We start from the raw sequence: 25,658 nt of genomic DNA, 5'->3' as shown, positions 1-25,658 counted from the left end.
GTGAACAACAACGTGCTCGACATGCTGGCGGACATGCCGCGTGGCACCGAGCGCGCTGTCGTCATCTACCCCACGCGTGACGGCAATTGGGCCGTCCGATGGGTCGGTGTCACTGCCGAGCAAGCCGCAACGCTGCTGTACCAGGTGGCCGACGCCACCGTTGACCAGGAAGATCCCGCCGCGCAAGGCGTGGCGACCACCCGGGTAAGGCCCGACCCATGACCACCCCGAAGAAACAAAACCCCGGAAGCTCACGCTTCAAGCCCGGCAAGTCGGGCAACCCGGGCGGCCGCTCGCCGCGCGTGGGGCCGAATGGCGAGACGATCGTGCAGCTGTGCCGTGCCAAGACGAACGCGCTAATCGAACGTGCGGCCGCGATCGCGCTCGATCCCATGGCCGAGCACAAGGACGCATTGACCGCGATCTTCGGCCTGCTCGACCGCGGCTGGGGCAAGCCCAAGGAGAGCGTCGACCTCGACGCGCGCGTGGAAGGCGCCGCGATCCCGATCATCCAGTTCGTACGGCAGCCCGACCCCGACCAGTCGTGATCCAGCTCAGCCTGACGGGGCCGCAGTACGACTTCGTCACGGCGCCCGATCAGTTCCCGGCGTTCGTGGCCGGCTTCGGTTCTGGCAAGACGCACGCGGCGATCGCGCGCACGCTGGCGATGAAGTTGAGCTATCCGCGACAGGACGTCGCGTACTACCTGCCGACGTACGACCTGGTGCGTCGCATCGGCTTCCCGCGCTTCTCCGAGCAGCTCGAGGAGATGCGCCTACGGTTCAAGACGAACAAGGCCGACAACGTCATCGAGGTTGCCGACGCGGGGTCGGTGATCTTCCGCACGCTCGACACGCCGGAGCGGATCATCGGCTACGAGGTGGCGGACTCGATCGCCGACGAGCTCGACACGCTGAAGGAGGAGGACGCGCGCGCGGCGTGGACCAAGATCATCAGCCGTAACAGGCAGAAGAAGCCGGACGGCAGTTTGAACACAGTGGGCGTGGCGACGACGCCGGAAGGGTTCCGCTTTGTGTACGACCGCTGGCGGCGCAACCCCGCGCCCGGCTACCGAATCATCAAGGCGAGCACGCTGAGCAACGCGGCAAACCTGCCCGACGGCTATATCCAGTCGCTGCGCGACAGCTACCCGTCGAACCTGCTGGCGGCGTATCTCGACGGCGAGTTCGTGAACCTGGTCGCGGGCTCGGTGTATCCCGAGTTCGATCGACGCGCGAATGCGTCGGGCGAGCGCGTGCAAGGCGTCGAGGCGCTGCACGTCGGCATGGACTTCAACGTCGGCCGCATGTCGGCGGTCATCCACGTGCTGCGCGGCGACGATCCGCACGCCGTGGAGGAGCGCACAGGCGTGCTCGATACGCCCGCGATGGCAGCGCTGCTGCGGCGCGATTTCCCCGACAGCCCGATCTACGTGTATCCGGACGCCTCTGGCGCATCGAGAAAGAGCAACAACGCCAGCGAATCGGACCTCGCGGTCCTGCGCAAGGCGGGTTTCAGCGTGCGCGTGAATCCTGCGAACCCGCGGGTCAAGGATCGCGTGCTCTCCATGAACGCGCTGATCCATAAGGACGGCGCGCGTCGCTACCGGGTGTCGCCTGAGGGGTGCCCCGAACTCGTCGAGAGCCTGGAAAAGCAGGCCTACGACAAGCATGGCGAACCGGACAAAGCCGGTGGCCTCGACCACGTCGTCGACGCCGCGGGCTACTTCGTCGCCTACCGCTACCCCATCAAGCACCGCGTCGCGGTGGTCCAATCGCTGAGACTCTGAAATGCCGATTGCCGTCAACGAACCGAACGACGAGATCAAGGCGCTGCGCAAGCAGTGGTCCGTGCTCGACGCGCTCCTGGGCGGCACGCCCGCCATGCGCGAGGGCGGTTGCCACCTCCTGCCGAAGTGGCCGAACGAAGAGCAGGCGGCCTACAACGCGCGGCTCGCGACGGCCACGCTGTTCCCGGCGTATCGCCGCACCGTGGGCGTGATGGCGGGCAAGCCCTTCAGCAAGACGCTCACGCTCAAGGATGCGCCTCCGCAGATCGAAGCGTGGGCCGAGGACATCGACCGGCAGGGCGTCAGCCTGCACACGTTTGCGGCCGAGATGTTCGAGGAGAGCTTCCACGGCCTGGCCGGTATCCTCGTCGAGTACCCGCGCGTCGGCGAGAACGCACCGGCGACCGTCGCAGACGCAGAGGCCGCGGGGCTTCGCCCGTACTGGGTGCGCGTGAAGCACGGCCAGATCCTCGGCTGGCGCGCGACGATGACAGCGGTCGGCCTGCGGCTGACGCAGCTCCGCCTGAAGGAAACGGTCGACGAACCGGACGGCGACTGGGGCACCAAGCCCGTCGACCAGGTGCGCGTGCTCGAGCCGCGCATGTGGCGCACGTTCCGCAAGGACAAGGACGGCAACTGGGTCGAGAACGAGAGCGGAATCACGACGCTCGACGTCGTGCCGTTCGTACCGGTGTACGGCTTCCGTCGCGGCTTCATGGTGGGCGAGCCGCCGCTCGCGGATCTCGCATACCTCAACGTGAAGCATTGGCAGTCGCAGAGCGACCAGGACACGATCCTGCACGTCGCGCGCGTGCCGATCCTCGCGGTGATCGGCGTCGAGGACGAGACGTGGCAGCTCACCGTCGGTGCATCGACGGCCGTCAAGCTGCCGCCGCAAGGCGATATGAAGTTCGTCGAGCACTCCGGCGCCGCGATCGCCGCCGGCCAGTCGAGCCTTGAAGCGCTCGAACAGCAGATGATCCAGACCGGCGCCGAGCTGATGGTCAAGAAGCCCGGCGCGCGCACGGCGACCGAGTCGTCGAACGACGCCGAGGCGAACAAGAGCGACCTGCAGCGGCTGGCCGAGAACTTCGCCGACGCGCTCGACCAGGCGCTGTGGCTCACCGCGCAGTACGCGCGCCTCGGCGACAAGGCCGGCAACGTCCAGCTCTTCGACGACTACGGCGCCGCCACGCTGTCGGACGCGAGCGCACAGCTCGTCAAGGATCTGCAGATGGCAGGCCTGATCTCGAAGGAGACGGCGATCAAGGAACTCCAGCGGCGCGGTGTGCTGTCGGCCGACATCGATCCGGCCGACGAGCTCGAAGCCGCCGCGGCCGATGGCCCTGCGCTCGCGACCGTGCCTGACCCGATGGCCAACGCGGCATGAGCGTGAACGCGGCGCTGCTCGACGAAACGGTCGACCACGCCGTCGACTTGCACCGCTACAGCACGCACGTCGTGCAGCGCATGGTGGCGGTGCTCAACCGCACCGACGCCGCGCTCGTCGTGCAACTCTCCGAAGCACTCCTGCGGCTCGACCGCGAGAGCTTCACCGTCGAGCGCCTCGATGCGTTGCTCGACAGCGTGCGTGCACTGAACCTGCAGGCATACGACGCGCTGGAGGCGGCGCTGCAGGACGAGCTGCGCAGCTACGCCGGCTACGAGGCCGACTACCAGCGCATCGCGCTGCGGCGTGCGATCCCGTCTGCCATCCAGCTTCGATTTCCGGTCGCCGGCGTGTCCGCCGAACAGGTCTACGCGGCCGCGCTGAGTCGCCCGTTCCAAGGCCGCCTGCTGCGTGACTGGACGAAGGGGTTGGAGGCGGGGCGTCTCGACGCGGTGCGTAACGCCGTGCGTGCGGGCTACGTCGAGGGGCAGACCACCAGCCAGATCGTGCAGCGCATCCGCGGCACGAAGGCGCTGCGGTTTGCCGACGGTGTGCTGGAGCGCAGCCGCCGTGACGTCGCGACCGTCGTGCAAACCGCACTCGGCCACACCGCGCAAACCGCGCGGCAGGCGATGGTCGACGCGAACGCTGACCTGGTGAAGGCAGTCAAGTGGACCGCCACGCTCGACTCGCGGACGAGCCCGATGTGTCGTGTGCGCGACGGCTTGCAGTACACACCCGATGACCACAAGCCGATCGGCCACAAGATCCCGTGGCTCGGCGGCCCCGGCCGGCTGCACTTCAATTGCCGCTCCGTATCGGTGCCGGTGCTCAAGAGCTGGCGCGAGCTCGGCTTCGAAGTCGACGACCTACCAGCAGGCACGCGCGCCAGCATGGACGGGCAGGTGCCTGCGGAGCTGAGCTACGGGCAATGGCTCGCACGCCAGTCCGCGGCACGCCAGGATGAGATTCTCGGGCCGGAGCGCGGGAAGCTGTTGCGCGCCGGCAAGGTGTCGGTCGACCGCTTCCACGACGATCGCGGCCGCTGGTTGTCGCTGGCGCAGCTCCGCGAAAGGATCGGGCCTTGACTCGGCGCGGTGGCGTGTCACGCTTTCCCACGATGGCGAATCTTCGGGTTATCGAAGGCAGCAAGAAGCCGGATAGCCCGGCGGAACGCGTGCGCGCCAAGCAGCGCAAGCGCCGTCAGCCGAACATGCCGCAGTGCAGTCACTGCGCAGGTCGCGAGTACATCACCGCGAAGATCGGCAACGTATCGAACAAGTTGTGCGTCGGGTGCCTCACGCAAGGGCACCGGCGCGTCATGGATTAGCGCGCGAGCGCGATCGAACCCCGAAGTGGTGGAGGCCGGCGGGTAATCCGGCATTGATCAAGGGCGACCCCTCCATCCGAGCGTCGCCTGCTGCCGGGCCAACACCGGGTAGTACGGAGCGGGGTAACTCCGCGGCTCCGACCATTTCCTAAGCCCCGCCAAGTGCGGGGCTTTTTCGTTTCCGGCCTCCGCGATGCGGACGCCTCTCGCGCAAAGCGCACCACCAGCCCAAGGGGCACATCCGTGAGTGAATTCGACCCGAACTCGCAAGAGTTCAAGGACGCCGTTCGTGCTGCCGTCGCCGAAGAGACCGAGGGTCTCCGCGCGAAGAACACCGAACTGCTCGGCAAGCTGAAGAAGGCGCAGAAGGACAGCGCGATCGACCCCGAAGAGCATGCCGCTCTCGAGGCCGAACGCGATGACCTGAAGGGCAAGCTGCAGGTTGCCGAGAAGGCCGCCAAGAAGGCGATCACCGACGCGGAAGCCGCTACCAAGCGCGCGACCGAGATCGACGGCGCCTACAGCAACAGCCTGCGCGACGCGGCTCTCACCGAGAGCCTCGCGAAGGCTGGCGTGACCAACCCCGTGCACCTCAAGGCCGCCAAGGCGCTGCTCGCAAGCAGCGTGGCCGTGGTCGACGAGAACGGCGCGCGCGTGGTCAAGGCGGGCGACAAGGCACTGGCCGACTACATCACGGAATGGGCCGGCGGCGACGAGGGGAAGCACTTCGTCGCGGCAACCCACACCAGCGGCGGCGGATCCCAGGGATCGAGCCGCGCGAACTCCACAGCCAAGTCGGTTTCGCGGACTGCCTTCGAAGGCATGAGCCCCGCGGACCAGATGGCGCACTCCAAAGCCGGCGGCACGGTCACCGACTGACCGCCAACACCTGAGAAATCATCATGGCGAACACGCTCACCAATCTCATCCCGACCCTGTACGAAGCGCTCGACGTCGTGTCGCGCGAGCTGGTCGGCTTCATCCCGGCCGTCAACCGCGATTCGGGCGCCGATCGTGCCGCTGTCGGCCAGACGGTTTACAGCCACGTCGCTCCGCCGTCGACCGCGTCGAACGTCACGCCGGGCGTCACCGCGCCGAATGACGGCGACCAGACCGTCGGCAACGTCGCGCTGTCGATCACCAAGGCGCGCTATGTGCCGATCCGCTGGAACGGCGAAGAGCAGAAGGGCGTCAACAGCGGCGCCGGCTACAACAGCATCCGCGTCAACCAGTTCGCGCAGGGCATGCGTACGCTGGTGAACGAGATCGAAGTCGACGTCGCGCAGGTGGCCTACAAGGCGGCTTCGCGTGCGTACGGCACGGCCGGCACCACGCCGTTCGCCACGCCGGGTGACTACACCGATGCATCGTTCGCCCGGAAAATCCTCGTCGACAACGGCGCGCCGACCGGCGACATGCAGCTCGTGCTGAACACCGCGGCCGGCGCAAACGTGCGCGGTAAGCAGGGCGGCCGCGGTGCCAACCTCGAAGGCACCGACGCGATCCTGCGCCAGGGCGTGCTGCTCGACATCCACGGCTTCTCGGTGCGTGAGTCGGCTCAGGCCGCGAACGTGACAAAGGGCACCGGCGCGTCGTACACCACGAACACCGCTGGCTATGCCGTCGGCGCCACCGTGATCACCCTGATCACCGGCACGGGCACCGTGAATGCGGGTGACGTCGTGACCTTCGCGGGCGACACCAACAAGTACGTCGTCGCATCGGGCACGGCTGCACCGGGTGCGATCACCCTCGCGGCTCCTGGGCTGCTGCAGGCGATCCCGGCGTCCGCGACGGCGCTCACCGTCGGCAACAGCTACGCGGCGAACATGGCGTTCGATCGCAACGCGATCTGGCTCGCCACGCGCGCGCCGGCGATTCCGGAAGAGGGTGACATGGCCGAAGACGCCATGATCATCACGGACCCGAAGTCGGGCCTGTCGTTCGAAGTCCGCCTGTACAAGCAGTACCGCCAGATCCGCTACGAGATCGCGGCGGCCTGGGGCACCGGTGCCGTCAAGGCGGCGCACATCGCCACGCTGCTCGGCTGATGAACTGAGAGGGCGCCTTCGGGCGCCCTCTTTCATTTGGAGGCTTCATGCAGAACCCCGAAACGGTCCGCGTCGTCGACGCGAGCCCCGAGAACGAAAGCGGCTACAAGGTCATCAATCGCGATGACATGACTGCCGACGACGTGTTGTTCGACGAAGCGCCGGCTGACAAGCCGTCTCGCGCGCGTCGCACCAAGGAATAACCAATGGCCCTGGTCGTCGAAGATGGCAGCGGCCTCACGACGGCCGAGGCTTACATCTCCGTTGCTGCGGCCGACGCGTACTTCGCGGACCGTGGCAACACGGCGTGGGCTGCGCTCACGTCGACAGCGAAAGAGCAGGCGCTGCGTGCGGGCGCTGATTACATGCAGGCCGTCTATGGCGGTGCGTGGGTCGGCTGCAAGCTGAAGCTCACGCAGGCGCTCGACTGGCCGCGTACGTCGGTGCTGTATCCGGCGCCGATCCCCGCCGAGATCTCACGTGCCAACGCCGAGCTCGCACTGCGCGCGGCGACGGGCTCACTACTCGCCGATCAAGGCGCGCAGGTCACGAGCGAGACGGTCGGCCCGGTGTCGGTGACGTACGCACCTGGTGCGCGCCAGTCGACGCGCTATGCATTCGTCGATTCTCTCGTGCAACGTTGGATGTCCGGTGGCGGCGCGTTGAAGGTCGCGCGGGCGTGAGGCAGGCGACGGGCGACATCTGATGACCGCCTTCGACTACGCGCGCACCGCGGCAACCGCGACGCGCCTGCTGCAACGCTTCGGCGCGGCGGCAACGCTCAAGCGACGCGCTGATGCCACCTACGACCCGACGACAGGCACGACCGCCGCGACGGTCACGCCGCTCGCGACGACAGCCGTCGTGATCGACTACGACGCCAAGAGCATCGACGGCACGCTCATTCGCCAGGGCGACCGCCGCGGCTACCTCATCGCGGCCGTTGCACCGCGGCAGGACGACGCGCTCACTTGGCAGGGAGCTGATCTAACGGTCATCGCTGTGCGCATCCTCGCGCCCGCTGGCGTTGCCGTGCTTTACGAGGCACAACTTCGTGGCTGACACGTTCGCGCTGTCGCTCGCCGCGTTCGCCGCGAAGGCGCCGGGACAGGCGCGGCAAGTGGTGCGCAAGGTTGCGATCGATGCGCTGACGCGCGTCGTGATGCGCACGCCCGTCGGCAATCCGTCGCTGTGGAAGGGCAAGCCGCCTGCGGGCTATGTCGGCGGCCGTCTGCGCGCCAACTGGGTCGCCAGCATCGGCGTGCCCAGCATCGACACGACGACCGCACGCGACGCCGGCGGCTCCAGCACGATCGCTCGCGGCACCGGAACGATCGCCGCGGCCGACGGCTTGCAACCGATCTATCTCATGAACTCGCTGCCCTACGCGCGCGAGATCGAATACGAAAGCCACAGCCGGCAAGCGCCGGCGGGCATGGTCCGCATCACCGTCACGGAGTTCCAGACGATGGTCGACGCCGCAGCCCGGAGCCTGACGTGAGCAACGCCCTGGTCCGCGCCGCGCTCGAAACCCGACTCGCGACGTGGGCGGCCGCACGTACACCCGCGCTGCCCGTTGCATTTGAGAACGCCAAGGCCGGCCCCGCGCTGCCGTACCTGCGCGTGAACCTGCTGCGCGCCACGACGACGAGCGCCACGCTCGACGGCGCGCACCGCGCGTATCGCGGCTTGCTGCAGGTGTCCATCGTGGCGCCCATTGACGCTGGCCCCGGTGTCGCCGAAGGCATCGCCGACGAGATCGCGGCGCTGTTCCCCGTGAATCAAGCCATGACCGCGAGCGGCCTGACCGTTCGAACGATCGGCCCCGCGAGCGTTGCGCCCGCGCTGCAACACGAATCCGACTACACGGTGCCGGTGTCGATTCCCTATCGCACCGACACACCCTGACCCGCGCGCAAGCGCAACGACCGAAGCCGCCGAAGGGTGGCTTTTTTCATGCCCGCGCGCCGGGCGCTTCCACCTGAGACCACCATGGCCATCAAGCTCCCCAACGGCGCGCAGATCTTCATCGCGTCCGGTTACGCGGCATCCGCCAACGTCACCGCACTCACCAACGCCACCGAAGGCGTCGCGACCGCAACCAACACGCTCGTCGCCGGCGATTACGTCGAGATGACGTCGGGCTGGTCGCGCCTCACCGACAAGATCGTCCGCGCGAAGTCCCCGTCGGGCACCGTGTTCACGCTCGAAGGCTACGACACGTCCTCGACGACGACGTATCCGGCCGGCACCGGCGTCGGCAGCTTCCGCAAGATCAGCGGCTGGACGCAGATCGTGCAGATCCTCGACACCGGCTCGAACGGCGGTGACCAGGAGTTCCTCGAGTATCAGCTTCTGGAAGCGGACGCGAAGAAGCGCATCCCGACGACGAAGGCGCCGTACGGCCTCGAGCTGACGATCGCCGACGACCCGACGCTCGCGGGTTACATCGCGCTCGCTGCGGCGAACGACGACCGCCTGCAGCGCGCGATCCGCGTCCTGCTGCCGAACGGTTCGAACATCCTCTACAACGCGTACGTGTCCGTCGACAAGACGCCGAGCCTGACCGCCAACCAGATCATGGCCGTCAAGGCGACGCTGTCGATGCTCAACGAACCCGTCCGCTACGCGACCTGAGGCTGACGCATGGCGAAGCTCAAGCTGATCCCTGATCCGACCTTCGCCGCGACCGTGTCCGTCCCGATCCCGGGCGGCACGGCCGATGTGCGTTTTACCTTCCGCTATCGCGACCGAGTCGCAGTCACGCAGTGGGCCGACGAAAGCCGCGACATGGACGACGCCTCGGCGATCCGAAGCGTTGCGGAAGGCTGGGACCTGGACGACCCGTTCGACCAGGACAACGTCGCGCGGCTGGTGCAGGCCTACCCGGGCGCGGCGCGTGAAGTGCTCACGCGCTACGTGCGCGAACTCGCTGGAATCCGCCAGGGAAACTGAGGCAGGTCGCGAGGGCGATCTACGAAAAGCAGACCGACGCTGCGGACGACATGCGTGCCGCCGCGGCATTGGGTCTCACCCTCGACGACCTTGGTGATGAGGAAGTCGGCATCCAGCCCGACAACCTGACCGCCGTCGACGCGTTCCTTTCGCTGTCGACGCAATGGCGCATCGGTATGGCCGGTCCCACCGGCCTCGATTACGGCGCCATCCCCACCGTCCTGCGTCTGCAGGCGGTCCCTCGGGCCGACTGGCCCGACACGTTCGAATGCCTGCGTGTGATGGAAGCCGAAGCGCTTGCCGTCATGCGTAAACCGCGGGAGTAGTTGCATGACCGATATCGCCAGCCTTGGCATCAAGGTCACGAGCGACGGTATTCCGCAGGCGGCCACAAGCCTCGACCAGCTTGCCAAGAGCGGTGCGAAGGCTGAGCAGCAGGTCGCGAAAGTCGCGCCTGCGATGCAGCAGGCGTCGAAGTCGGCGAAGGAACTCGCGAACGCGACGCGCAACCTGCCTGCGCAGATCACCGACATCGTCACCGGGCTCGCATCCGGCCAGCGTCCGCTGCAGGTGCTGTTCCAGCAGGGCGGCCAGCTCAAGGACATGTTTGGCGGCGTCGCGCCGGCGATGCGTGCGGTCGCGGGCGAACTCGTCGGGCTGATCAATCCGATCACGCTCACCGCGGCAGCGGTCGCAGGCTTGGCGGTCGCGTGGAAGTCGGCGAGCGATGAAGCGGACGCGTTCAACCAGGCGCTGATCAGCACCGGTGCCGCCGCCTCGACGACCGTGCAGGATCTGCGCGCGATCGCCGCCGAGCTGGATCGCACGACGAACGCCACCGGCGGCAAGGCGAGCGACGTTCTCACGTCGGTTGTCGGCAGCGGCAAGTTCGCCGCCGACCAGCTCAAGATCGTCGCGCAAGCCGCGATCGAGCTCGAGGACAGCACCGGTCAGTCGATCGAAGCGACGATCAAGCAGTTCGTCGCGCTGCAGGACGAACCGGTCGCGGCCATCCTCAAGCTCAACGAGACGCAGCACTTCCTCACCGAAGGCACGCTCGAAACGATTAAGGCCCTCGACGACCAGGGCAAGTCGGCCGATGCCTCGGCGGTCGCCGTGCGTGCGTACGCCGACTCGATCAGTGAGCGCCACGGCGAGATCACGAGCAATCTTTCGCTGTGGGCGCAGTACTGGCGCAACGTCAAAAGCGATGCGCAGGAAGCGTTCGACGCGGTTGTCGATGGCTTCCGCAACTCCGCTAACGCACAAGCGGGCCTGCTCACGGGACTACGTAACGGCCTCGCCTTCAGCGGCACGGCGCTCGCGCCGCTCGCGGGTCTCGGCAGCGGCAGCGGCAAGTCGGCGCCCGCGAAGCCCGCTGCAGATCCGTACGCGTTCCTCAATCGACCTGCGCCGTCGGCCAGCGACCTGCCGGTCGACTCCGGCGTCGCGCGTGCGCGTGACGAATTCGAGCGTAGCGGCGTGCGGTTCGCGTCGCAGCGTCAGCGCATGGAATTGGACATCGCGGAGGCGCGCAAGCAGGGTGCCGCGGCGGGCAAGTCCGATCTCGAAATCCAGCAGCGCATCGCCGCGATCCAATCGAGCTACGCGGCGCGCGCCCCGAAGGGGCCAAAGGCAAAGAAGGCCGTCGACGAGATCGGCCCGATCATCGCGCGCATCGGCGAGCAGACCGCGATGCTGCAGGCGCAGGCCGGTGCCGAGGACAAGCTCACGGCGATTCAGCGCCTGCGCGTCTCGATCATGCAGCAGCTCGACCAGCTCGGCAGCAAGGTCAGCCACAGCGATCGCGATCGCGTTGAAACCGCGTTGCGCGAAGCCGACGCCGCTGAGAAGGCGGCGATCGAGACCGACAAGGCACGTGAAGCGCGCGAGCGCGAAGCCGAGGCCAAGAAGAAGCAAGCTGAGGCGGCGGGGCAGGTCATCGACGACCTGCAGTTCGAGATCGCGCTGATCGGCAAGTCGCGCCTCGAGCAGGCGCAGATGATCGCGCTACGCCAAGCCGGCGTCGAGGCGAACAGCGCCTACGGCGAAAGCATCGCAGAACTCGTCAAGCACCAGCAGGAGTTGGCCGAGCAGCAGGCGCTGATGGATGACGTGCGCCTGTCCGCGCAGGACATGTTCGCAAGCTTCATCGACGGCTCGAAGTCCGCCGGCGAAGCGTTCGAAGGGTTCGCGAAGGACCTGCAGCGCATGGCCGCGCAACTGCTTGCCGAGAAGGCCGTGCAGTGGGTGTTCGGTCTGTTCACCGGCGCGGGCGCAGGCGGGGCGCTCACCGCCGCGGACAACCCGTTCAACACTGGCGGCTACTCATCCGGCGGCTACACGGGCTCGGGCGGCGTCCACCAGCCGGCCGGCGTCGTGCACAAGGGTGAGGTCGTCTGGAGCCAGCGCGACATCGCGCGAGCAGGCGGCGTCGGCGTCGTGGAAGCGATGCGCATGGGCCGCCGCGGCTATGCCGACGGTGGCGTCGTGACGCCGAACATGGCGCCAACCACGACCGCCGCGGTCGGTCGCGACGCGCCAGGCGTGACGGTCGTCGTCGAGAACCACGGCAATGGTCAGACGCGCACGGAAGAAAGCACCGGACCGGATGGAGGTCGAATGATCAAGGTCATCGTCGACGCGGCTGTGAGCGAAGTCGACCGCCGCATCGGCACGATGGGCAGCACCGGCCGCGCGATCCAGTCGCGGTTCGGCGTCAGCCCGGCGGGAGCCAGCCGTGGCTAGTGCCTGGCCCTCGACGCTGCCGCAGACGCCGCTCATGGACGGCGTCAGCTACGTGCCATGGCGGAACGCCGTGCGCACCGACATGGACGCCGGCGTACCGAAGACGCGCCGCCGCTTCACCGCCGTGGGTGATGACGTGCGGCTCGCGATCCTCATCGACCGCACGCAGTGCGACACGCTCGACACGTTCTACCAAGTGACGCTCAAGACGGTCTTGCCGTTCACGTGGAAGCACTTTCGCAAGGCCGGATATCCCACGTGCGACTACCGCTTCAAGTCGCCCCCGCAGTTCACGCCGGCCGGCGGGACGCTCTGGCGCGCGGAGCTCGAGCTGGAACGCCTGCCGTGACGGGCCGCATCCTCTCCACCGCGGCCGCGAAGGCCGTGCTGGCGCGCGAGACGGAAGAGGTCTTTCTCTGCCTGCTCGAAATCACGCACCCCGACATCACGACCATCCGGATCGCGAACAACACCGAGTCGGTTGTGCGCTCGGATGGCACGTACCTGCCATATCCGTTCGAAGCGGTGCTCCCGGAAGACAGCGACGCGAGCACGCCGCAGGTTGCGCTGCGTATCGACAACATCGACCGCGACGTGACGCGTGCGCTGCGCAATCTCGCAGGCGTGCCGAAGTGCAAGCTGCGCGTCGTGCTGGCGAGCAGTCCGAACACCGATGAGGTCGGCCCGTACGACTTCTCGATCCTCAACGTCGACTACGACGCAATGGTGATCTCCGCGCAGATCGGGTACGAGGAGGATTTCCTCAACCAGGCCGTGCCGGCGCAGAGCTACATTCCGTCGACCAGCGCAGGCTTGTTCGTATGACGCAGCTCGCGGACTTCGTGGGCCTGCCGTTCGCGGACCACGGACGCGCCGACGGGTTCGACTGCTGGGGCGGGGTGCGCGCGGTCCTGTCCGCCTGCCTCGGCCTGAAGTTGCCCGACTACGGCGACGGCTATAGCGACTGCGCAGACCACAGTGGCATTGCGTGCGCGATCCGAGATGGACTCGCCGCCGACTTCGTGCGCGTGACGGATCCGCGCGCGTTTGACCTCGTCATCTTCAACATCGCCGGCCAGCCGCGGCACGTCGGCGTCATGGTCGGCCCGACGTCGTTCCTGCACTGGCCGGAAGACGGCACCAGCCGCATCGAACGGACCGACAACCGCATGTGGCACAAGCGCATCGAGGGGTTCTATCGCCATGCAGGCTGAGTCGATCGAGCGCGACACGAACGCCCTGGTCCTGCGACCGCATCCCTTCAGCGTCGACCACGGTGTGCGCCGCGTTTCGGGCGGACAGACGCTTGAGGCGATGCTGCTTGAGGCGACCGAAGGCGAGCCCGTCGCGCTGACCGTGCGCGTCGAGATCGGTGGCACGGAAGTGCCCCGCGCGCTGTGGTCGCGCGTGCGGCCGAAGGCGGGCACCGCGATCCACGTCACGCGCATGCCCGCGGGCAGCGGCAACGGCGCGAAGTGGATCCGCACGATCCTGATGATCGTCGTCATGATCGTCGCGTGGTACGCGGCGCCGTACGTCGCGGCTGCATTCGGTGTCAGCACCGCGGTCGCGTCAGCGGCCATCTTCATGGTCGGCTCACTGATCGTGAATGCGCTCGTGCCGCCGCCGCAGCCCAAGATGGGCGGAGGCGGGTTCGGCAACGCCGATCGACTCAACCAGCTCACGGGCAGTCAAAACGCTGTGGCGCCGTACGGGCCGATTCCCCTCGTCATCGGCGAGTGCCGGATTTTCCCGCCGCACGCCGCCATGCCGTACAGCGAGTCGCTCGGCCAGACGAGCTACCAGCGCCTGATGTTCGATCTGGGCCATGACTACGGTGGCCCGCTCGACCCGACGGTCTACCTAGACGTCAGCGACCTACGCATCGGCGACACGCCGATCGCGTCGTATGAGGGCGTCGAGTACGAGATCACCAAGACGCCGACGCTCTACAAGAGTGACGTCAACGAAGTAAGCGTGTCGGCAGCCATGAACGACGGCGCCAGCGTCACGCGGACGACGGCGCCGAACGTCGACGAGATCAGCCTCGACATCGTGTTCCCGCAAGGCCTCTTCGGGATGGACAAGAAGGGCAATCTCGTTCGCGTGACCGCGAACATCAATATCGAGTACCGCCTCGTCGGCAGCGGTACGTGGATCACGGCGCCGCAGCCTGGCGCCGTCGCGGGTGGCACAGGAACGCGGACCGTGCGCCTCAGTTGGTCGTCGGTCGCACTCAATTTCCAAGTGCCGACGCCCGATCGAAAGCCCTTCGTCGCCAGCTATGCATGGGGTGTCGCGGCCGGACAGTACGAGGTGCGGGTTACGCGCACCGGGACGAGCTGGGGCGCGTCGGAGGTCAACAGCCGTATTGGCGACGCAACCTGGTCCGTCCTACGCTCGATCCGCAAGTCGTCGCCGAGCAAGACGGGCACCGTCAAGCTGTGCATGCGCATCAAGGCGAGCGAACAACTCAACGGCCCGCTGCAGACGCTGTCCTGCATCGTCCGGCAGAAGATTCCCGTCTACAACCGCGGTACGGCTACGTGGTCGGCCCCGACCGGCAACCTCAACACGGCATGGGTGCTCTATTGGCTCATGACGTCGTGTCCGGCCTTTTCGACGCACGTCCCGACCAGCCGCGTCGACCTCACGGCGTTCGCCGACTTCGCGGACTTCTGCACAACCAACAACTTTGAGACGCGTGGCGTCCTCGATGCGAAGGTAACGGCTCGCGCGCTGATCGACGACATCCTCGCTTGCTCTCTGGGCGCGCTGACGACGCGCGACGGCAAGTACGGTGTCCTTTTCGACAGCGGCACGACGACGCCGGTCATGGTGTTCACGCCGCTCGACTCGAAGAACTTCACGGTTTCGCGCATCTTCACGAAGCTGCCGCATGCGCTGCGCGTCCGCTTCCGCAATCCGGCAGCCGACTGGCAGCAGGACGAGATCGTCGTGGTCGACGACGGTTACAGCTACCGTGGCGTCGACGCGCGAGGCGTTGCGTCCGCGGCGCCGGAGCCCACGGAGTTTGAGACGATCGAGCTGCGCATGGCAGCGGACGCACATCAGGCGTGGCGGGTCGCGCGTCACCACTTCGCACAGGCGAAATTTCGGCCGTTCACGGCCACCTTCGAATCCGACGTCGCGAACCTCGCGTGTACGCGAGGGGACCTCATCCACGTGGCGCATGACGTGACGGAGTGGGGCACGGGCTGGGGGCGCGTGGCGACCTTGGCAGGCACGGCATTGACGCTCGACGAGCGCATCGAACTCGCCGCCGCGACCAGCTACAGCGCGCGCATTCGTAAGCAGGACGGCTCCAGCGTGGTGATCGCGCTCACTGGCGTCGTCGCAGGCGAGACCAACAGCTTCACGCTGGCGAGCTCGCCGAGCGGCGTCAACCTCGGCGACGTTGTCGTGATCGGCGAGACAACAAAGGAAACGTCGCCTGTGCTCGTCACCGGTATCTATCCGGCGCAGGACTTGAGTGCGCGAATCAGCACCGTACCGTACGACAGTCGCGTCGGACCCTACTGGGCCAGCCCGCCGACGACGATCACCAGCGAGGTTTCTGGCACGGCGTACATGGATCCTCCGCCTGAGCCAAACATTGTTGTCGTTCTCTCGAACCAATCGAACAGCGAGCCGAGCGACGGCGGCACAACGGAGCCGACCGTTCACATCGGCGTGCAGGGATCGTCTGGGTACGTCATGCCGCCGGATCACCTCAACTTCCGAACACGGGCTCTCTGATGGCTGCTCCGATCCTTGCGTACGAGATCCGTTATCGCATCGCCGGAAGCGGCGCCCAGTGGACGACGCGGCAATTCCCTGCGGATTCGACGACGATCTCGATCCCCGGGTTGTCGCGCACCGTCAGCTACGAAGGCGAGGCGCGCTCGCTCGGCCCAGGCTCACTTGCCTCGGGCTGGGTCGGCGTTTCGTTCACCGTCGCCGGCGCGACTCTTGCGCCGCGTGCTCCCACCGGGCTGACCGCGACGTCCGTCGCGGATGGCGTTGCGCTCGCGTGGTCGGTCGACGCCGACCAGCGCTCTGACGTCGAGTATTCGGTCGAGCGGGCGACGTCGAGTGGCGGCGCCTATGCGGAGATCGCGCGCGCGCGGTTGACCCAGTGGACGGACCCCACGGCGAGCGCCACGGTCTTCTGGTATCGCGTGCGTGCACTGACGTTCGCCGGCACGCCGTCGGCGTATTCGAACGTCGCGTCCGCAGGCGGCGTCGCAAGCTCGGCGATCCTGCAGGCGCTGACGGACATCGCAAGCGACAACGTCCTGACACCGGTCGAGAAGTCGACGGTGATCGCTGATTACACGGCGCTTACCGCTGAGCAATCGGGCATCGATGCGCAGGCGACGACGTATGGGCTGACCGCGGCGAAAGCCACCTACGACGCGTCCATAACGGCGCTCGCTGCATACCTCGCAACGCTTACCGCGCCGGTCGCGTGGAATAACACCGGCGGCAACACAACGATCGTCGGCACGACGTTCCGCACCAAGTTCACGGACGTGTATGCCGCGCGCCAGGCGCTGTTGAACGCCATTGCAGCGAAGGCCAAGCAGTTGGCCGACACGGCATCTGGTCGGGCAGGCGGCGGCAAATTCGCGCTTCCGAACGGCAATTTCGCGTCGAATATGGGTGGCACGCCGGTTGGTACAACCGTTACGGCCACAGGCGCCAGCGTTAGCGACGGGTGGGCGATTCTAGGTGCTGATCCGGCCTGGGCGGCAGTGTACGAACAGCCGGCCGGAGCGAATGCTGACGTCCTCGTGCGGCTAGCCGCTGGGGTCTCGATCGCGGCGAGCACGAGTCAAAGTCTATATCTGACGAGTGCACCGCAGGTCAGCGCGCCGCCAGCGGGAACGCCTTACACGCTCACAGTGACGCGGGTCGCTGCAAACAACGTCGCGCTTTCGGCTGGGTTCGCCGTTGTTGCGCGCTTCTACATTCAGTTCATGGACGCGGCAGGCGGCAGCGTGGCCGTGCAGTCGGTCACCGACATTTCGGGAACGTCGTACGCGGCCACCACGACGCTTGCGGCCGGGACGGTGCCCGCGAACGCGGCGTCCTACCGCGTCGTGCTCCAGGCGGTGGTGGCCAACGGCACGGCAAGCGCAGCAACTGCCGCCGCGAGCGGCCTCCCGGCGGACATCCGCTGGTCGAACGTCGGCCTCGTGTTCGCCACGGATCTGGCTTCGGAAGTCAGCGGCCATCTGCTCGACAACCGCCGCCTGCCGCAGATCATGGTCGGCAACGGCCGCGCGAAGGTGCCGACGACCATCACCTACGCCGCGAGCGCCGGCACACCGGCCGTCGGCACGATCAACGTCGGTGCATTCACCGTGCTCGGCGGCGACTACACGCTGAGCTATTCGGCGAGCAGCGTCGGCGTGTCGGGCACCGGCGGCAGCACGGTCCAGTACTACCTCTACATGGACGATCCGAACCACGTCGGCGGTGCCCGCACGCTGGTGGCCACGACGAACGGCAACGACATCTACGGCTCGTCCGGTCGGATCTACATCGGCGACTGCGCGGTTACGTTCCCGACGTCCGGCTCGGCTGGCGGCCCCGGCGGACGAGACGATCGCTGTGTCACCGAGGCCATGTGGCTCGATGCCGCCACGAGTGCCGGCGCGGCACTCGACGGCATGGAGTTCGACGTCATCGACCTGCCGAACACCGGCACCGAACCGCGCCGCGCGGCGGTGCGCGTGCTGGGGCGAGGCATCAAGCCTTGCGTGCTGCTGGATACCGGCGACGGCTTCGAGCTCGACTGCTCTACGACCGCGCCGTTCGATCTACGCGATGGCGGCAGTGCGTTCGCGCCCGACATGCTCGGTCGCGAGGTTTGGACGGACGGTGGCTGGCGCACGGTGCTCGCGGTTCGCGACATCGGCCTGCAGCCCGTCGTCTACCTCTCTTTCGGCGGCCTCAGCTTCGCCGCCGGGCGCGACCCGGCGCGCCGCATCTACTCCCACAACCTGCAGCAGAAGCCCTAGGAGGCACGCCCATGTCCTATACGAAGATCGCCGGCACCGTGCCGGGCCTGCAGGCGGCGCTCGCGGCAGTACTCGCCCAGTTCGGCGTCGACTCGCCGGTCGCCGCCGAGCTCGTCGCGGCCGGCTCCCGCCTGCGCCTGGAGACCACGGACGAGGTATGGGTCTCGTGCATCGTCCACGACAAGCCCGACACCCTGCAGATTGACCTCGTCACGGTGGCGATCGCGCTGCGCGACGGCGCACCCTGGCAGAAGCCCAACGGGCAGTACGTCGCCATCGTCTTCTGGCACGGCCTGTTCCCGGACGTGCTGGCCAGCCTGGGCGTGTCGACGGCGCGCAAGGCGCTGATGATGGTCGCGCTCGGGGAGCCGCAGCCGCAGGTGCCGATCGTGCCGCCGGCGGTCGACGGCCCGACGCAGCGCGATGCGATCGAGCTGGGCGACACCTCGGACCGCTCGATACGCTTCGTGATCACCGCGGCGCGCGAGCTCGAGGCGGGCCTCGAGGACGTGCTGGGCAACGGCGAGACGGCCGAGCTGCTCTGAACCGCTGAGACCGGTCCGGCGATACTGCCGGCATGCGCTGGTATCCGACCGTCCAGAACGTCCCGAACATGCACTCGCTCTACGTGCACGCCGGAGAGGTCGCGCGGGTGCAGCTCGTCGACGGGCAGTGGCGCGCGACGCTGCGGCTCAACGGGCTGGACAAGACGCGCGAGTGCTCCAGCCTCAAGGCCGGCATGGCGGGTTGCGAAGCCTGGGCGCAGAAGCACCTCGAGCACTTCGCGGCCGAGCACGACCGGATGATGGAGGAGGGCGTGTTCCGCGCCTTCCGCCGGAAGCCGGAGGCGTCCTGATGGCGCTGCGCTCGCGTCGGCCGCCCGATGGGCTGGTGCTGGTCACGCCGGAGAACTGGGACCGATTCTGCGCGGCCATCGGCGCGAACCGCTTCGTGCGGGATCTCGAGCGCGATGGCCGGCCGATCGCCTGGCGCGCGGAGCGCGTGCGGTTCGTGGATCCGGCCGCCTACCGCGAGGCGCTGGGGGCCTGGCCGCCGGGCTACTGGCCGGAGTAGGCGAGCGTCACCGCGGCGATCGAGAGGCAGCCGAACCAGACGAGTCGGTGGACGAAGCGCATGGGAGAAATCCTACACGCGCAGGCGGCGGTGTCCGATTTCCGCCCATCGGCGTCGTCGCGACCCTATGCCTGCCCCGCGCGGGGTTCAGGGCGCTTCGGATGCCCGATAACTGCGCGGGGTTCTCCGTAAAACGTCCGTTCGGCCCCAAGCCGATCAACGGGTTAGCGGACGCCCCTCCGTAATTCGTTTCGACCTAAGTCGCTGAGTACCCGGCTAGGTGCGACCGACTTTTAATCCGCTGGTCGATGGTTCGAATCCATCACGACCCACCATTCAGTCTTCTCACGTGCCCGGCCGTGACGCCGCAGAGCCAGTAGCCGCGCGTTTCCGCGGCAGACGAGGCACGCGAGCGTACTCTGCGTCCCGCTTCTTAACGTCGCGTCCGTGCGCGATGTCAGCCGACGCTCCTGCGACGACTTGATCAACGCGCGTCAGAGGGCCAGCCGCTCGCGAAGTTCGCGGGCCTGCCGGCGCGACACATCGACTTCAGCGCCATCCTTCATCGTGAGCGTGTAGCCGTCGCCGACCGACAAGTCGATCGCCTGCACCATCCGCAGGTTCACCAGCGTATTGCGGTTTGCACGGAAGAACACGGCCGGATCGAGCCGCGATTCGAGCGTGGCAAGGCTGCGTCCGAGCATCGCGTGCTCGTTGCGGAAGAACACGGTGGCGTAGTTGCCGTCGACCTCGATGCGACTGATCTGTCCGAGTTGCACGAACCAGCAGCGGTCACCGTCGCGCAGGAACACTTGGTCCTCTGCGTGTAGCGTCTTGCCCGCATCGCGAACGACGTTCGGTTGCGCGGCACGAGCTTTCGTAATGGCGGCCGCAAGGCGATCGGCCTGGACCGGCTTGAGCAGGTAGTCGAGTGCGTTGGCTTCGAAGCCGCGCACCGCATAGTGGTCGTACGCGGTGGTGAAGATGACTTGTGGCGCGGGATCGAGGCCGTCGAGCACGTCGAAGCCCGTGCCGGACGGCATCTGGATGTCGAGTAGCAGCACGTCGGGCGCGAGCCGGGCGATCGCTTCGCGCGCGGCCGGCACGTCGTCGGCCTCCCCAACACACTCGACGTCGCCGATGGCCGCGAGCAGCGTGCGGAGTTCCTGTCGCGCCAGCCGCGTGTCGTCGACGATCAGGATGCGTAGCGGGCTCATTGCGGGATCTCCAGGTGCGCCTGCACGCAGCCGTTGTTGTCGTCGAGTGCGAACGTGCCGGCGCAGCGCTCGAGGCGTTGCGTCATGAATGCGAGACCGACGCCGGTACCGTCGGACGCGTCGCCCAGCCGGCCGGGATTGAACACGTCGATGACGAGGGCGCCATCCCGCCGCGCTGCTCGCAACGACAACGTGCCGCCACCCGCGGTGCGTGCGATGCCGTGCTTGATCGCGTTCTCGACGAGCAGTTGCAGTGACATCGGCGGCAGGCGCGCATCCAGGGCTGCGGGATCGACGTCCATCGCGACGCGGAGCCGTTGTTCGTAATGCACCGATTCGACTGCGAGATAGTCGTCCACGACGGCGAGTTCCTCCCTGAGCGTCGTCCACTCGCGCTGGCTGTGGTCCAGCGCGTGGCGAAGGCTGGCCGATAGCCGCGTCACCAGTTCGCGTGCGCGTTCCGGGTCTTCGAGAATCAGGGCACGTACGTTGTTGAGCGCGTTGAAGACGAAATGCGGGTTGAGGCGTGCGCGCAGTGCGTCAAGTTCGAGCGAGCGACGATCCGCATCGGCACGCAGCGTCGCGATCTCACTTTCGCGTGCGCGGCGGATGGCGCGACGCACCGCCCACACGGCCGTCCACAACCCGAGCAGGATGCAGGTGTTGATCCAGTAGCCGAGCAGCGGGCCCCAGCCGTACGGCGTCATGTCACCGCCCGGCAGCCGCACCCAGTGCAGTCTTACGGCCGGCACCAGCACGGCAGCGATCCCGGCTTGTGCGACCGCGGCAATAACCGCGATCGCCATCAGCAGGCGCAGCGCGAGCGCGCCGCCATCGAGTGCGAACCAGTTGCGACGTATCGCCTGAGCGCGCAGTACGCCGCTGCCGATCCACAGGAAGAAGGCGAGCGCCACGCTGATCAGCACGATGCCGGAGGACATGCCCCCGGCAAACACGCCACCCAACCCGGTGGAGATCGCCGCATACAACGCCCAGATCACGGCATTGAGCGACCAGAACCACCGGGAGGATGCATCGGGCATCGGACGACTCACTTGGCCTGCGGATGGGCCGCGAGCACGTCGCGGATGTTCGACTGCACCCACGTCGGGTCGTCCCACATCAGGAAATGGTAGCCGGCCTCGCTCATGTCGATGCGCACGCCACCGAGTGTCGCGTACTGCGTGCGGAAGATGTTCGCGGTGGATTCCTTCGTCGAGCCGTAGGGCTTGTACGCGGCCCAACTGCCCAGCACGAGCGTCGGCGACTTGATCTTCGAGAGTTGCGGGCGAAGGTCGGTGGTCATCAGTTCGTACATCGCTTCGGTGGTGGTGGTGCGATCGCTCTGGTGGCCCCAGGTCTTCAGTGTTTCGACGCGTTCCGGGTCATGCGCCATCGTCGCGACCGACGCCTCCACGCCCTTGAAGTAGGTCGCTTCGTCGGACGCACGCATCTGCGTGCGCATGCCGTCGGCCATCGGCCGCGCGGTGTCGACGGTCGCGGCCGGGTTCATGGCGGCGGGGAAGAAGGGCAGCGAGTCGACGATCACCAGCGGGCCGACGGCGTCCGGCGCAGCGATCGCCATCTCGAGCGCGAGCATGCCGCCGAGACTGTGGCCGACCACGACGGGCTGCTTGAGGTGGCGCGCCTTCGCGTAGGCCAGCAGGCGGTCGCGCATCGAATCGACGAAGGCCTGGTCGACGCCGCTGACCGGCGCCACGCCGGCGAAGCCCGGCAGGTTCACCATGTGGCATTGCACGTGGTCCTTCTGCAGCGCGGCGCAGGTGTCGCGCCAGGTGTCGGCGCCGCTGTTGAGGCCCGGGATCATCAGCACCGGTCGGCCTTTGCCAACGACGTCCACCGTCAAGCCCTGGAAGTTTTCGGTGGCGGCGAACGCGTTGCCGGCGGCGGACAGAAGGGCGACGGCGAGCAGGGACATCGCGGTGCGAGTGCGCGGGATCGAAACGTTCATGGCGGGCTCCTTGGAAAGTGGAGCCATCGTCCCGGCTGCGGTCACGCCCCTGTCGGAAAAAATGACAAGCGGTCGATGCGGTCCGCGAGCGGCGGAAGGGGGTGCATCGGACCAGGTGCCAGGCGCTCACGGCCCTCAGCCATGTCCGCTAATGGCCGAAAGCGGACGTAGGGACGTTCCGAGGAGCGGCCGGCGCCCGCCAGTGAAACTGCCGAGGCGAGGCGCGGTCGCGGCACGCTGTAGGCGCCTCAATCGCCACGTCCTACGCTTAAGGCCGGCAACGCGCGGCTCAAAAACTAGTCCGGAATGCGGGACGTCGGACGGGGGCCGCCGCCACGCGGTTTGACCGGAGCGTCTTCGATGTCTGCAGCCGCCTGAATCACTTTGCGGAGCTGCCGAGCGCGATTGAGTACGACGGGATCAAGGTCCCATCCTGCCGCGCGAGCTGCGTTGGATTGATGTGTCGCCGCATCGGCGACTTCCTGGGCGACACGCGCCGCGTGTTGCAACAGGAGGCGACGTCGCCTTGCCGGATTCGAGACACCGCGGAAGAGATCTTCATCCATTGCAATAGGAATGGGAGGCGACGCGACGAGATTGTCGCGGCGCAGACGCGGCGACTAGGCACATACGCCATCCTGACTTTCGGCACTCCGCCCATGTCGGTCGGTGTTGATGTTCGACGAGCGGGTGGCATGGACGCGCGCGTCCGCACCAGCCGGGACGACGTGCGGCTACATCGCGCGGCGGTTACCAATTGCACTGGGCGCACCGACTGCGTGCGGATAGCGTGCCGCAATCAATCGCGCGCCAAGGACGACATGTGTCTAGCAACCTGAAGTACCTCACGCTGCTTGCCTGTATGGCGGTTGCTCCGGTCGTTCGCAGTGAGGTGGTGTCCGTGGACATTGCCAGTCGGCAGCCATGGGTCGGCGGGAAGACCTTCGGCAACGTCGGTGCGTACGAGGTGCTGCGTGGGACGGTGCACTACGCGATCGATCCGCGTGCATCTGCGGCGAAGGACATAGCGGACATCCGCTACGCGCCAACCAATGCACGTGGCCAGGTCGAGTACTCAGGCCCGTTCGTCATCATTCGTCCGGTCGACGCGGCGCGCGGCAATCACACGACGCTGGTTGAAGCTGCCAATCGCGGCCGCACCGAAATGGATGGCCTGTTCTTCGAGACCGACGGTGGGCTCGATCTTTCGGCGCCCGATAGCGTCAAGGCGCTCACCGATCCGACCTTCTTCCATCTGGGCTACTCACTGGCATGGGTCGGCTGGCAGGGCCGACTGGACGCGGATCAGTTCGGCCTGCGGGTTCCCGTTGCGCACACGCACAGTGGCGCGCGTGCGACCTTTGCGGCCGACGACATGACGGATGCCAAGGCATTCGATCTGGCAGAGAACGGCTTCTACTGCGCGCGAGATGCGCAGCAGCGCGACGCAGTACTTCGATTGCACGTGAGTTTCGATGATCCGGGTAAGGTCGTGCCGCGAAACGCTTGGGCGTTCGCGCCGGCGTCTGCCGACAAGAATGCCGACGCGCGTTGCGGCATCGTGCTGAACGAGCGAGCTGCGGCGGACGCGTACTTCAGCCTCGTGTATGAGGGCGAGGATGCGCCGGTCATGGGGCTGGGCGAGGCGGCTTTTCGCGACTTCGCCGATCACCTGAAGTTCAAAACGGTTCCGTCTGCGATCAACGATCGAGCGGCGGACGGAAAAGCGGTGCTCGCCTACGGCTACTCGCAAGGCGGGCGATTTCTTCGGGATTTCCTCTACCGCGGCTTCAATACAGGGCCCGGCGGTCGACGCGTCTTTGACGGCATGCTCGTCACCACGGCGGGCGCCGGACGTGGCTCGTTCAATCACCGGTATGCGTTGCCCGGAGAAGCCGGCAATTCGGTCATGAGCAGTTTGAGGGCGGTCGACCTGTACCCATTCGCGGATGTGTCGACACCGGACATCGACGGCAAGGGTCGTGCAGGTCTTCTGGACCGAGCGGTTCGCGATAAGACCGTTCCGAAAATCATGTACGTCATCGGAAGCTCGGAGTACTGGGCGCGCAACGCATCGCTATTGCAGACGACCGCGGATGGAAAGCATCCGGTCGCCCTTGGACCCGACAGTCGCCTCTATTTCTTTGCAGGCGTGCCGCATGCGCTTCGGGCGCCGGGCCGATTTACCGAGCCCGGCAAGGAAGCCGCGTATCCGTACAACGCGAATGTCGACCTCGCGGACGGGATGGATGCACAGCTCGAGAACTTGCGGGCGTGGGTTGTCGACGGAACGCTGCCGCCGCCCACCACGGCGCCGACCGTCGGCAGCACGTTGGTCGCGGCAAGTGATCTGCACTTTCCAGCGATCCCCGGCATCCGCGTTCCCACGGCACCGCCGCCCTTGTGGCAACTGGATATGGGCGACGCGTACGCCAGCCGGGGCGTGATTACCGAGCCGGTGCGCGCGGGTAGGCGATATCCGCTCCTTGTGCCTGCGGTCGACAGCGACGGCAACGAGCTCGGCGGCTGGCGCGGTGCGATGTCCTCGGTCCCTCTGGGCACGTTCACCGCCTGGGACTGGAAGTCCCCACAGCTCGAAAAGTTCGGATTCATCTCGGGACTCAATGGAGCGTTTATCCCGTTCGCGCGCACGCGTGCCGAGCGGCTGGCGGCAGACGACCCGCGGCTGTCGATCGAAGAGCGTTATGGAGATCGCCAAGGCTTCATGAAGGCTGCGACGGCGTCAATCGACAATGCGATCAGCAAGCGGTTCCTGCTCCCGATGCAACGCGAAGCCATCATCGCGAAAATGGGTACCACTTGGGACGACGCCGTGAAGTTCGATTGGTATCTGGGCACACGCGGAAATGCTTCGGGCGCACCGTAGAGCCAGCCAATCGTTCGTACGGCGTGCTCGCGATAGCCGCCGTTTTTTGCACCGTTCGGTCTCATGCAAGCTGCGGCGGGACAATAGATGGCTGGATACGTATATCGGTGCACGTATCAGGTCTGCCCTGAGCACCACCGGCCTTGTTCCGGCTGTCGCACAGCGTCGCTGCAATCGTTCGTACCAACCGACGTCGTCTCGCGACGCGGCTTAACT

General features: G+C 66.9%; 29 protein-coding genes. 26 read left to right on the top strand and 3 right to left on the bottom strand.

Annotation, left to right across the window (positions count from 1 at the left end):
* From ACVWZN_RS09590 to ACVWZN_RS09470, 25 genes are all read left to right on the top strand, one after another.
* On the top strand, positions 1-222 hold the full coding sequence (locus ACVWZN_RS09590; RefSeq protein ID WP_456953616.1) for a hypothetical protein: 222 nt from the start codon (positions 1-3) through the stop codon (positions 220-222).
* On the top strand, positions 219-548 hold the full coding sequence (locus ACVWZN_RS09585; protein ID WP_456953615.1) for a hypothetical protein: 330 nt from the start codon (positions 219-221) through the stop codon (positions 546-548). The genes ACVWZN_RS09590 and ACVWZN_RS09585 overlap by 4 nt, the downstream gene beginning before the upstream one ends.
* Positions 545-1,789, top strand: a complete 1,245-nt coding sequence (locus tag ACVWZN_RS09580; protein ID WP_456953614.1) for a terminase large subunit domain-containing protein — start codon at positions 545-547, stop codon at positions 1,787-1,789. Before ACVWZN_RS09585 ends, ACVWZN_RS09580 begins: the two co-directional genes overlap by 4 nt.
* Before the next feature lies 1 nt (position 1,790).
* Positions 1,791-3,179: a DUF4055 domain-containing protein gene (locus tag ACVWZN_RS09575; RefSeq protein ID WP_456953613.1), complete on the top strand. Its 1,389-nt coding sequence runs from the start codon at positions 1,791-1,793 to the stop codon at positions 3,177-3,179.
* Complete coding sequence (locus tag ACVWZN_RS09570; RefSeq protein ID WP_456953612.1) at positions 3,176-4,267, top strand: phage minor head protein; 1,092 nt, start codon at positions 3,176-3,178, stop codon at positions 4,265-4,267. The genes ACVWZN_RS09575 and ACVWZN_RS09570 overlap by 4 nt, the downstream gene beginning before the upstream one ends.
* A 14-nt stretch (positions 4,268-4,281) precedes the next feature.
* Positions 4,282-4,509, top strand: a complete 228-nt coding sequence (locus tag ACVWZN_RS09565) for a hypothetical protein (RefSeq protein ID WP_456953611.1) — start codon at positions 4,282-4,284, stop codon at positions 4,507-4,509.
* A 162-nt stretch (positions 4,510-4,671) separates the two neighbouring features.
* Positions 4,672-5,388 carry a hypothetical protein gene (locus tag ACVWZN_RS09560; protein WP_456953610.1) on the top strand — a complete coding sequence of 239 codons (717 nt, stop codon included), beginning with the start codon at positions 4,672-4,674 and terminating at the stop codon, positions 5,386-5,388.
* A 23-nt stretch (positions 5,389-5,411) separates the two neighbouring features.
* Positions 5,412-6,560 (top strand): P22 phage major capsid protein family protein, encoded by a 1,149-nt coding sequence (locus tag ACVWZN_RS09555; protein WP_456953609.1) that lies wholly within the window; start codon positions 5,412-5,414, stop codon positions 6,558-6,560.
* A gap of 47 nt (positions 6,561-6,607) precedes the next feature.
* A complete protein-coding gene (locus ACVWZN_RS09550; RefSeq protein ID WP_456953608.1) occupies positions 6,608-6,763 on the top strand; it encodes a hypothetical protein in 156 nt (51 codons plus the stop codon).
* A gap of 3 nt (positions 6,764-6,766) precedes the next feature.
* Positions 6,767-7,243, top strand: a complete 477-nt coding sequence (locus ACVWZN_RS09545; RefSeq protein WP_456953607.1) for a DnaT-like ssDNA-binding protein — start codon at positions 6,767-6,769, stop codon at positions 7,241-7,243.
* A 22-nt stretch (positions 7,244-7,265) separates the two neighbouring features.
* Positions 7,266-7,622 (top strand): hypothetical protein, encoded by a 357-nt coding sequence (locus tag ACVWZN_RS09540; RefSeq protein WP_456953606.1) that lies wholly within the window; start codon positions 7,266-7,268, stop codon positions 7,620-7,622.
* Complete coding sequence (locus tag ACVWZN_RS09535; protein WP_456953605.1) at positions 7,615-8,061, top strand: hypothetical protein; 447 nt, start codon at positions 7,615-7,617, stop codon at positions 8,059-8,061. Before ACVWZN_RS09540 ends, ACVWZN_RS09535 begins: the two co-directional genes overlap by 8 nt.
* On the top strand, positions 8,058-8,468 hold the full coding sequence (locus ACVWZN_RS09530; RefSeq protein WP_456953604.1) for a phage tail terminator-like protein: 411 nt from the start codon (positions 8,058-8,060) through the stop codon (positions 8,466-8,468). The genes ACVWZN_RS09535 and ACVWZN_RS09530 overlap by 4 nt, the downstream gene beginning before the upstream one ends.
* An 84-nt stretch (positions 8,469-8,552) precedes the next feature.
* Positions 8,553-9,197: a phage tail protein gene (locus tag ACVWZN_RS09525; RefSeq protein WP_456953603.1), complete on the top strand. Its 645-nt coding sequence runs from the start codon at positions 8,553-8,555 to the stop codon at positions 9,195-9,197.
* Positions 9,198-9,206: 9 nt separating this feature from the next.
* A complete protein-coding gene (locus ACVWZN_RS09520; protein WP_456953602.1) occupies positions 9,207-9,515 on the top strand; it encodes a phage tail assembly chaperone in 309 nt (102 codons plus the stop codon).
* Between the two features lie 50 nt (positions 9,516-9,565).
* Positions 9,566-9,841, top strand: coding sequence for a DUF1799 domain-containing protein (locus tag ACVWZN_RS09515; protein WP_456953601.1), 276 nt, complete (start codon positions 9,566-9,568; stop codon positions 9,839-9,841).
* 4 nt (positions 9,842-9,845) lie between these two features.
* Positions 9,846-12,263, top strand: a complete 2,418-nt coding sequence (locus ACVWZN_RS09510; protein WP_456953600.1) for a phage tail length tape measure family protein — start codon at positions 9,846-9,848, stop codon at positions 12,261-12,263.
* Entirely contained in the window at positions 12,256-12,612 is a 357-nt protein-coding gene (locus tag ACVWZN_RS09505) for a hypothetical protein (RefSeq protein WP_456953599.1), read from the top strand. Before ACVWZN_RS09510 ends, ACVWZN_RS09505 begins: the two co-directional genes overlap by 8 nt.
* Positions 12,609-13,088, top strand: a complete 480-nt coding sequence (locus ACVWZN_RS09500; RefSeq protein WP_456953598.1) for a DUF1833 family protein — start codon at positions 12,609-12,611, stop codon at positions 13,086-13,088. Before ACVWZN_RS09505 ends, ACVWZN_RS09500 begins: the two co-directional genes overlap by 4 nt.
* Positions 13,085-13,477 carry an NlpC/P60 family protein gene (locus tag ACVWZN_RS09495; RefSeq protein ID WP_456953597.1) on the top strand — a complete coding sequence of 131 codons (393 nt, stop codon included), beginning with the start codon at positions 13,085-13,087 and terminating at the stop codon, positions 13,475-13,477. Before ACVWZN_RS09500 ends, ACVWZN_RS09495 begins: the two co-directional genes overlap by 4 nt.
* Positions 13,467-16,022 carry a host specificity factor TipJ family phage tail protein gene (locus ACVWZN_RS09490; RefSeq protein ID WP_456953596.1) on the top strand — a complete coding sequence of 852 codons (2,556 nt, stop codon included), beginning with the start codon at positions 13,467-13,469 and terminating at the stop codon, positions 16,020-16,022. Before ACVWZN_RS09495 ends, ACVWZN_RS09490 begins: the two co-directional genes overlap by 11 nt.
* The gene (locus tag ACVWZN_RS09485; RefSeq protein ID WP_456953595.1) at positions 16,022-18,292 is read left to right on the top strand and encodes a hypothetical protein; all 2,271 of its coding nucleotides are present in this window, start codon (positions 16,022-16,024) and stop codon (positions 18,290-18,292) included. The genes ACVWZN_RS09490 and ACVWZN_RS09485 overlap by 1 nt, the downstream gene beginning before the upstream one ends.
* A gap of 11 nt (positions 18,293-18,303) precedes the next feature.
* The gene (locus ACVWZN_RS09480; protein ID WP_456953594.1) at positions 18,304-18,837 is read left to right on the top strand and encodes a hypothetical protein; all 534 of its coding nucleotides are present in this window, start codon (positions 18,304-18,306) and stop codon (positions 18,835-18,837) included.
* A 32-nt stretch (positions 18,838-18,869) separates the two neighbouring features.
* The gene (locus tag ACVWZN_RS09475) at positions 18,870-19,148 is read left to right on the top strand and encodes a hypothetical protein (RefSeq protein ID WP_456953593.1); all 279 of its coding nucleotides are present in this window, start codon (positions 18,870-18,872) and stop codon (positions 19,146-19,148) included.
* Positions 19,148-19,366 (top strand): hypothetical protein, encoded by a 219-nt coding sequence (locus ACVWZN_RS09470; protein WP_456953592.1) that lies wholly within the window; start codon positions 19,148-19,150, stop codon positions 19,364-19,366. Before ACVWZN_RS09475 ends, ACVWZN_RS09470 begins: the two co-directional genes overlap by 1 nt.
* Positions 19,367-19,860: 494 nt before the next feature.
* Here the strand turns inward: ACVWZN_RS09470 and ACVWZN_RS09465 are convergent, their stop codons facing one another.
* From ACVWZN_RS09465 to ACVWZN_RS09455, 3 genes are read right to left on the bottom strand one after another with little or no spacing between them, the layout of a single operon-like run.
* Positions 19,861-20,583, bottom strand: coding sequence for a LytR/AlgR family response regulator transcription factor (locus tag ACVWZN_RS09465; protein ID WP_456953591.1), 723 nt, complete (start codon positions 20,581-20,583; stop codon positions 19,861-19,863).
* Positions 20,580-21,626, bottom strand: a complete 1,047-nt coding sequence (locus ACVWZN_RS09460; RefSeq protein ID WP_456953590.1) for a sensor histidine kinase — start codon at positions 21,624-21,626, stop codon at positions 20,580-20,582. Before ACVWZN_RS09460 ends, ACVWZN_RS09465 begins: the two co-directional genes overlap by 4 nt.
* Positions 21,627-21,634: 8 nt before the next feature.
* The gene (locus tag ACVWZN_RS09455) at positions 21,635-22,555 is read right to left on the bottom strand and encodes an alpha/beta fold hydrolase (protein ID WP_456953589.1); all 921 of its coding nucleotides are present in this window, start codon (positions 22,553-22,555) and stop codon (positions 21,635-21,637) included.
* Between the two features lie 1,165 nt (positions 22,556-23,720).
* Between ACVWZN_RS09455 and ACVWZN_RS09450 the strand changes: the two genes are divergently transcribed.
* Positions 23,721-25,442 (top strand): alpha/beta hydrolase domain-containing protein, encoded by a 1,722-nt coding sequence (locus ACVWZN_RS09450; RefSeq protein ID WP_456953588.1) that lies wholly within the window; start codon positions 23,721-23,723, stop codon positions 25,440-25,442.
* Positions 25,443-25,658 lie beyond the last annotated feature (216 nt).

It is taken from the genome of Lysobacter sp. HA35, from assembly GCF_054061195.1.
This window is presented reverse-complemented; position numbering and strand designations above follow the sequence as displayed.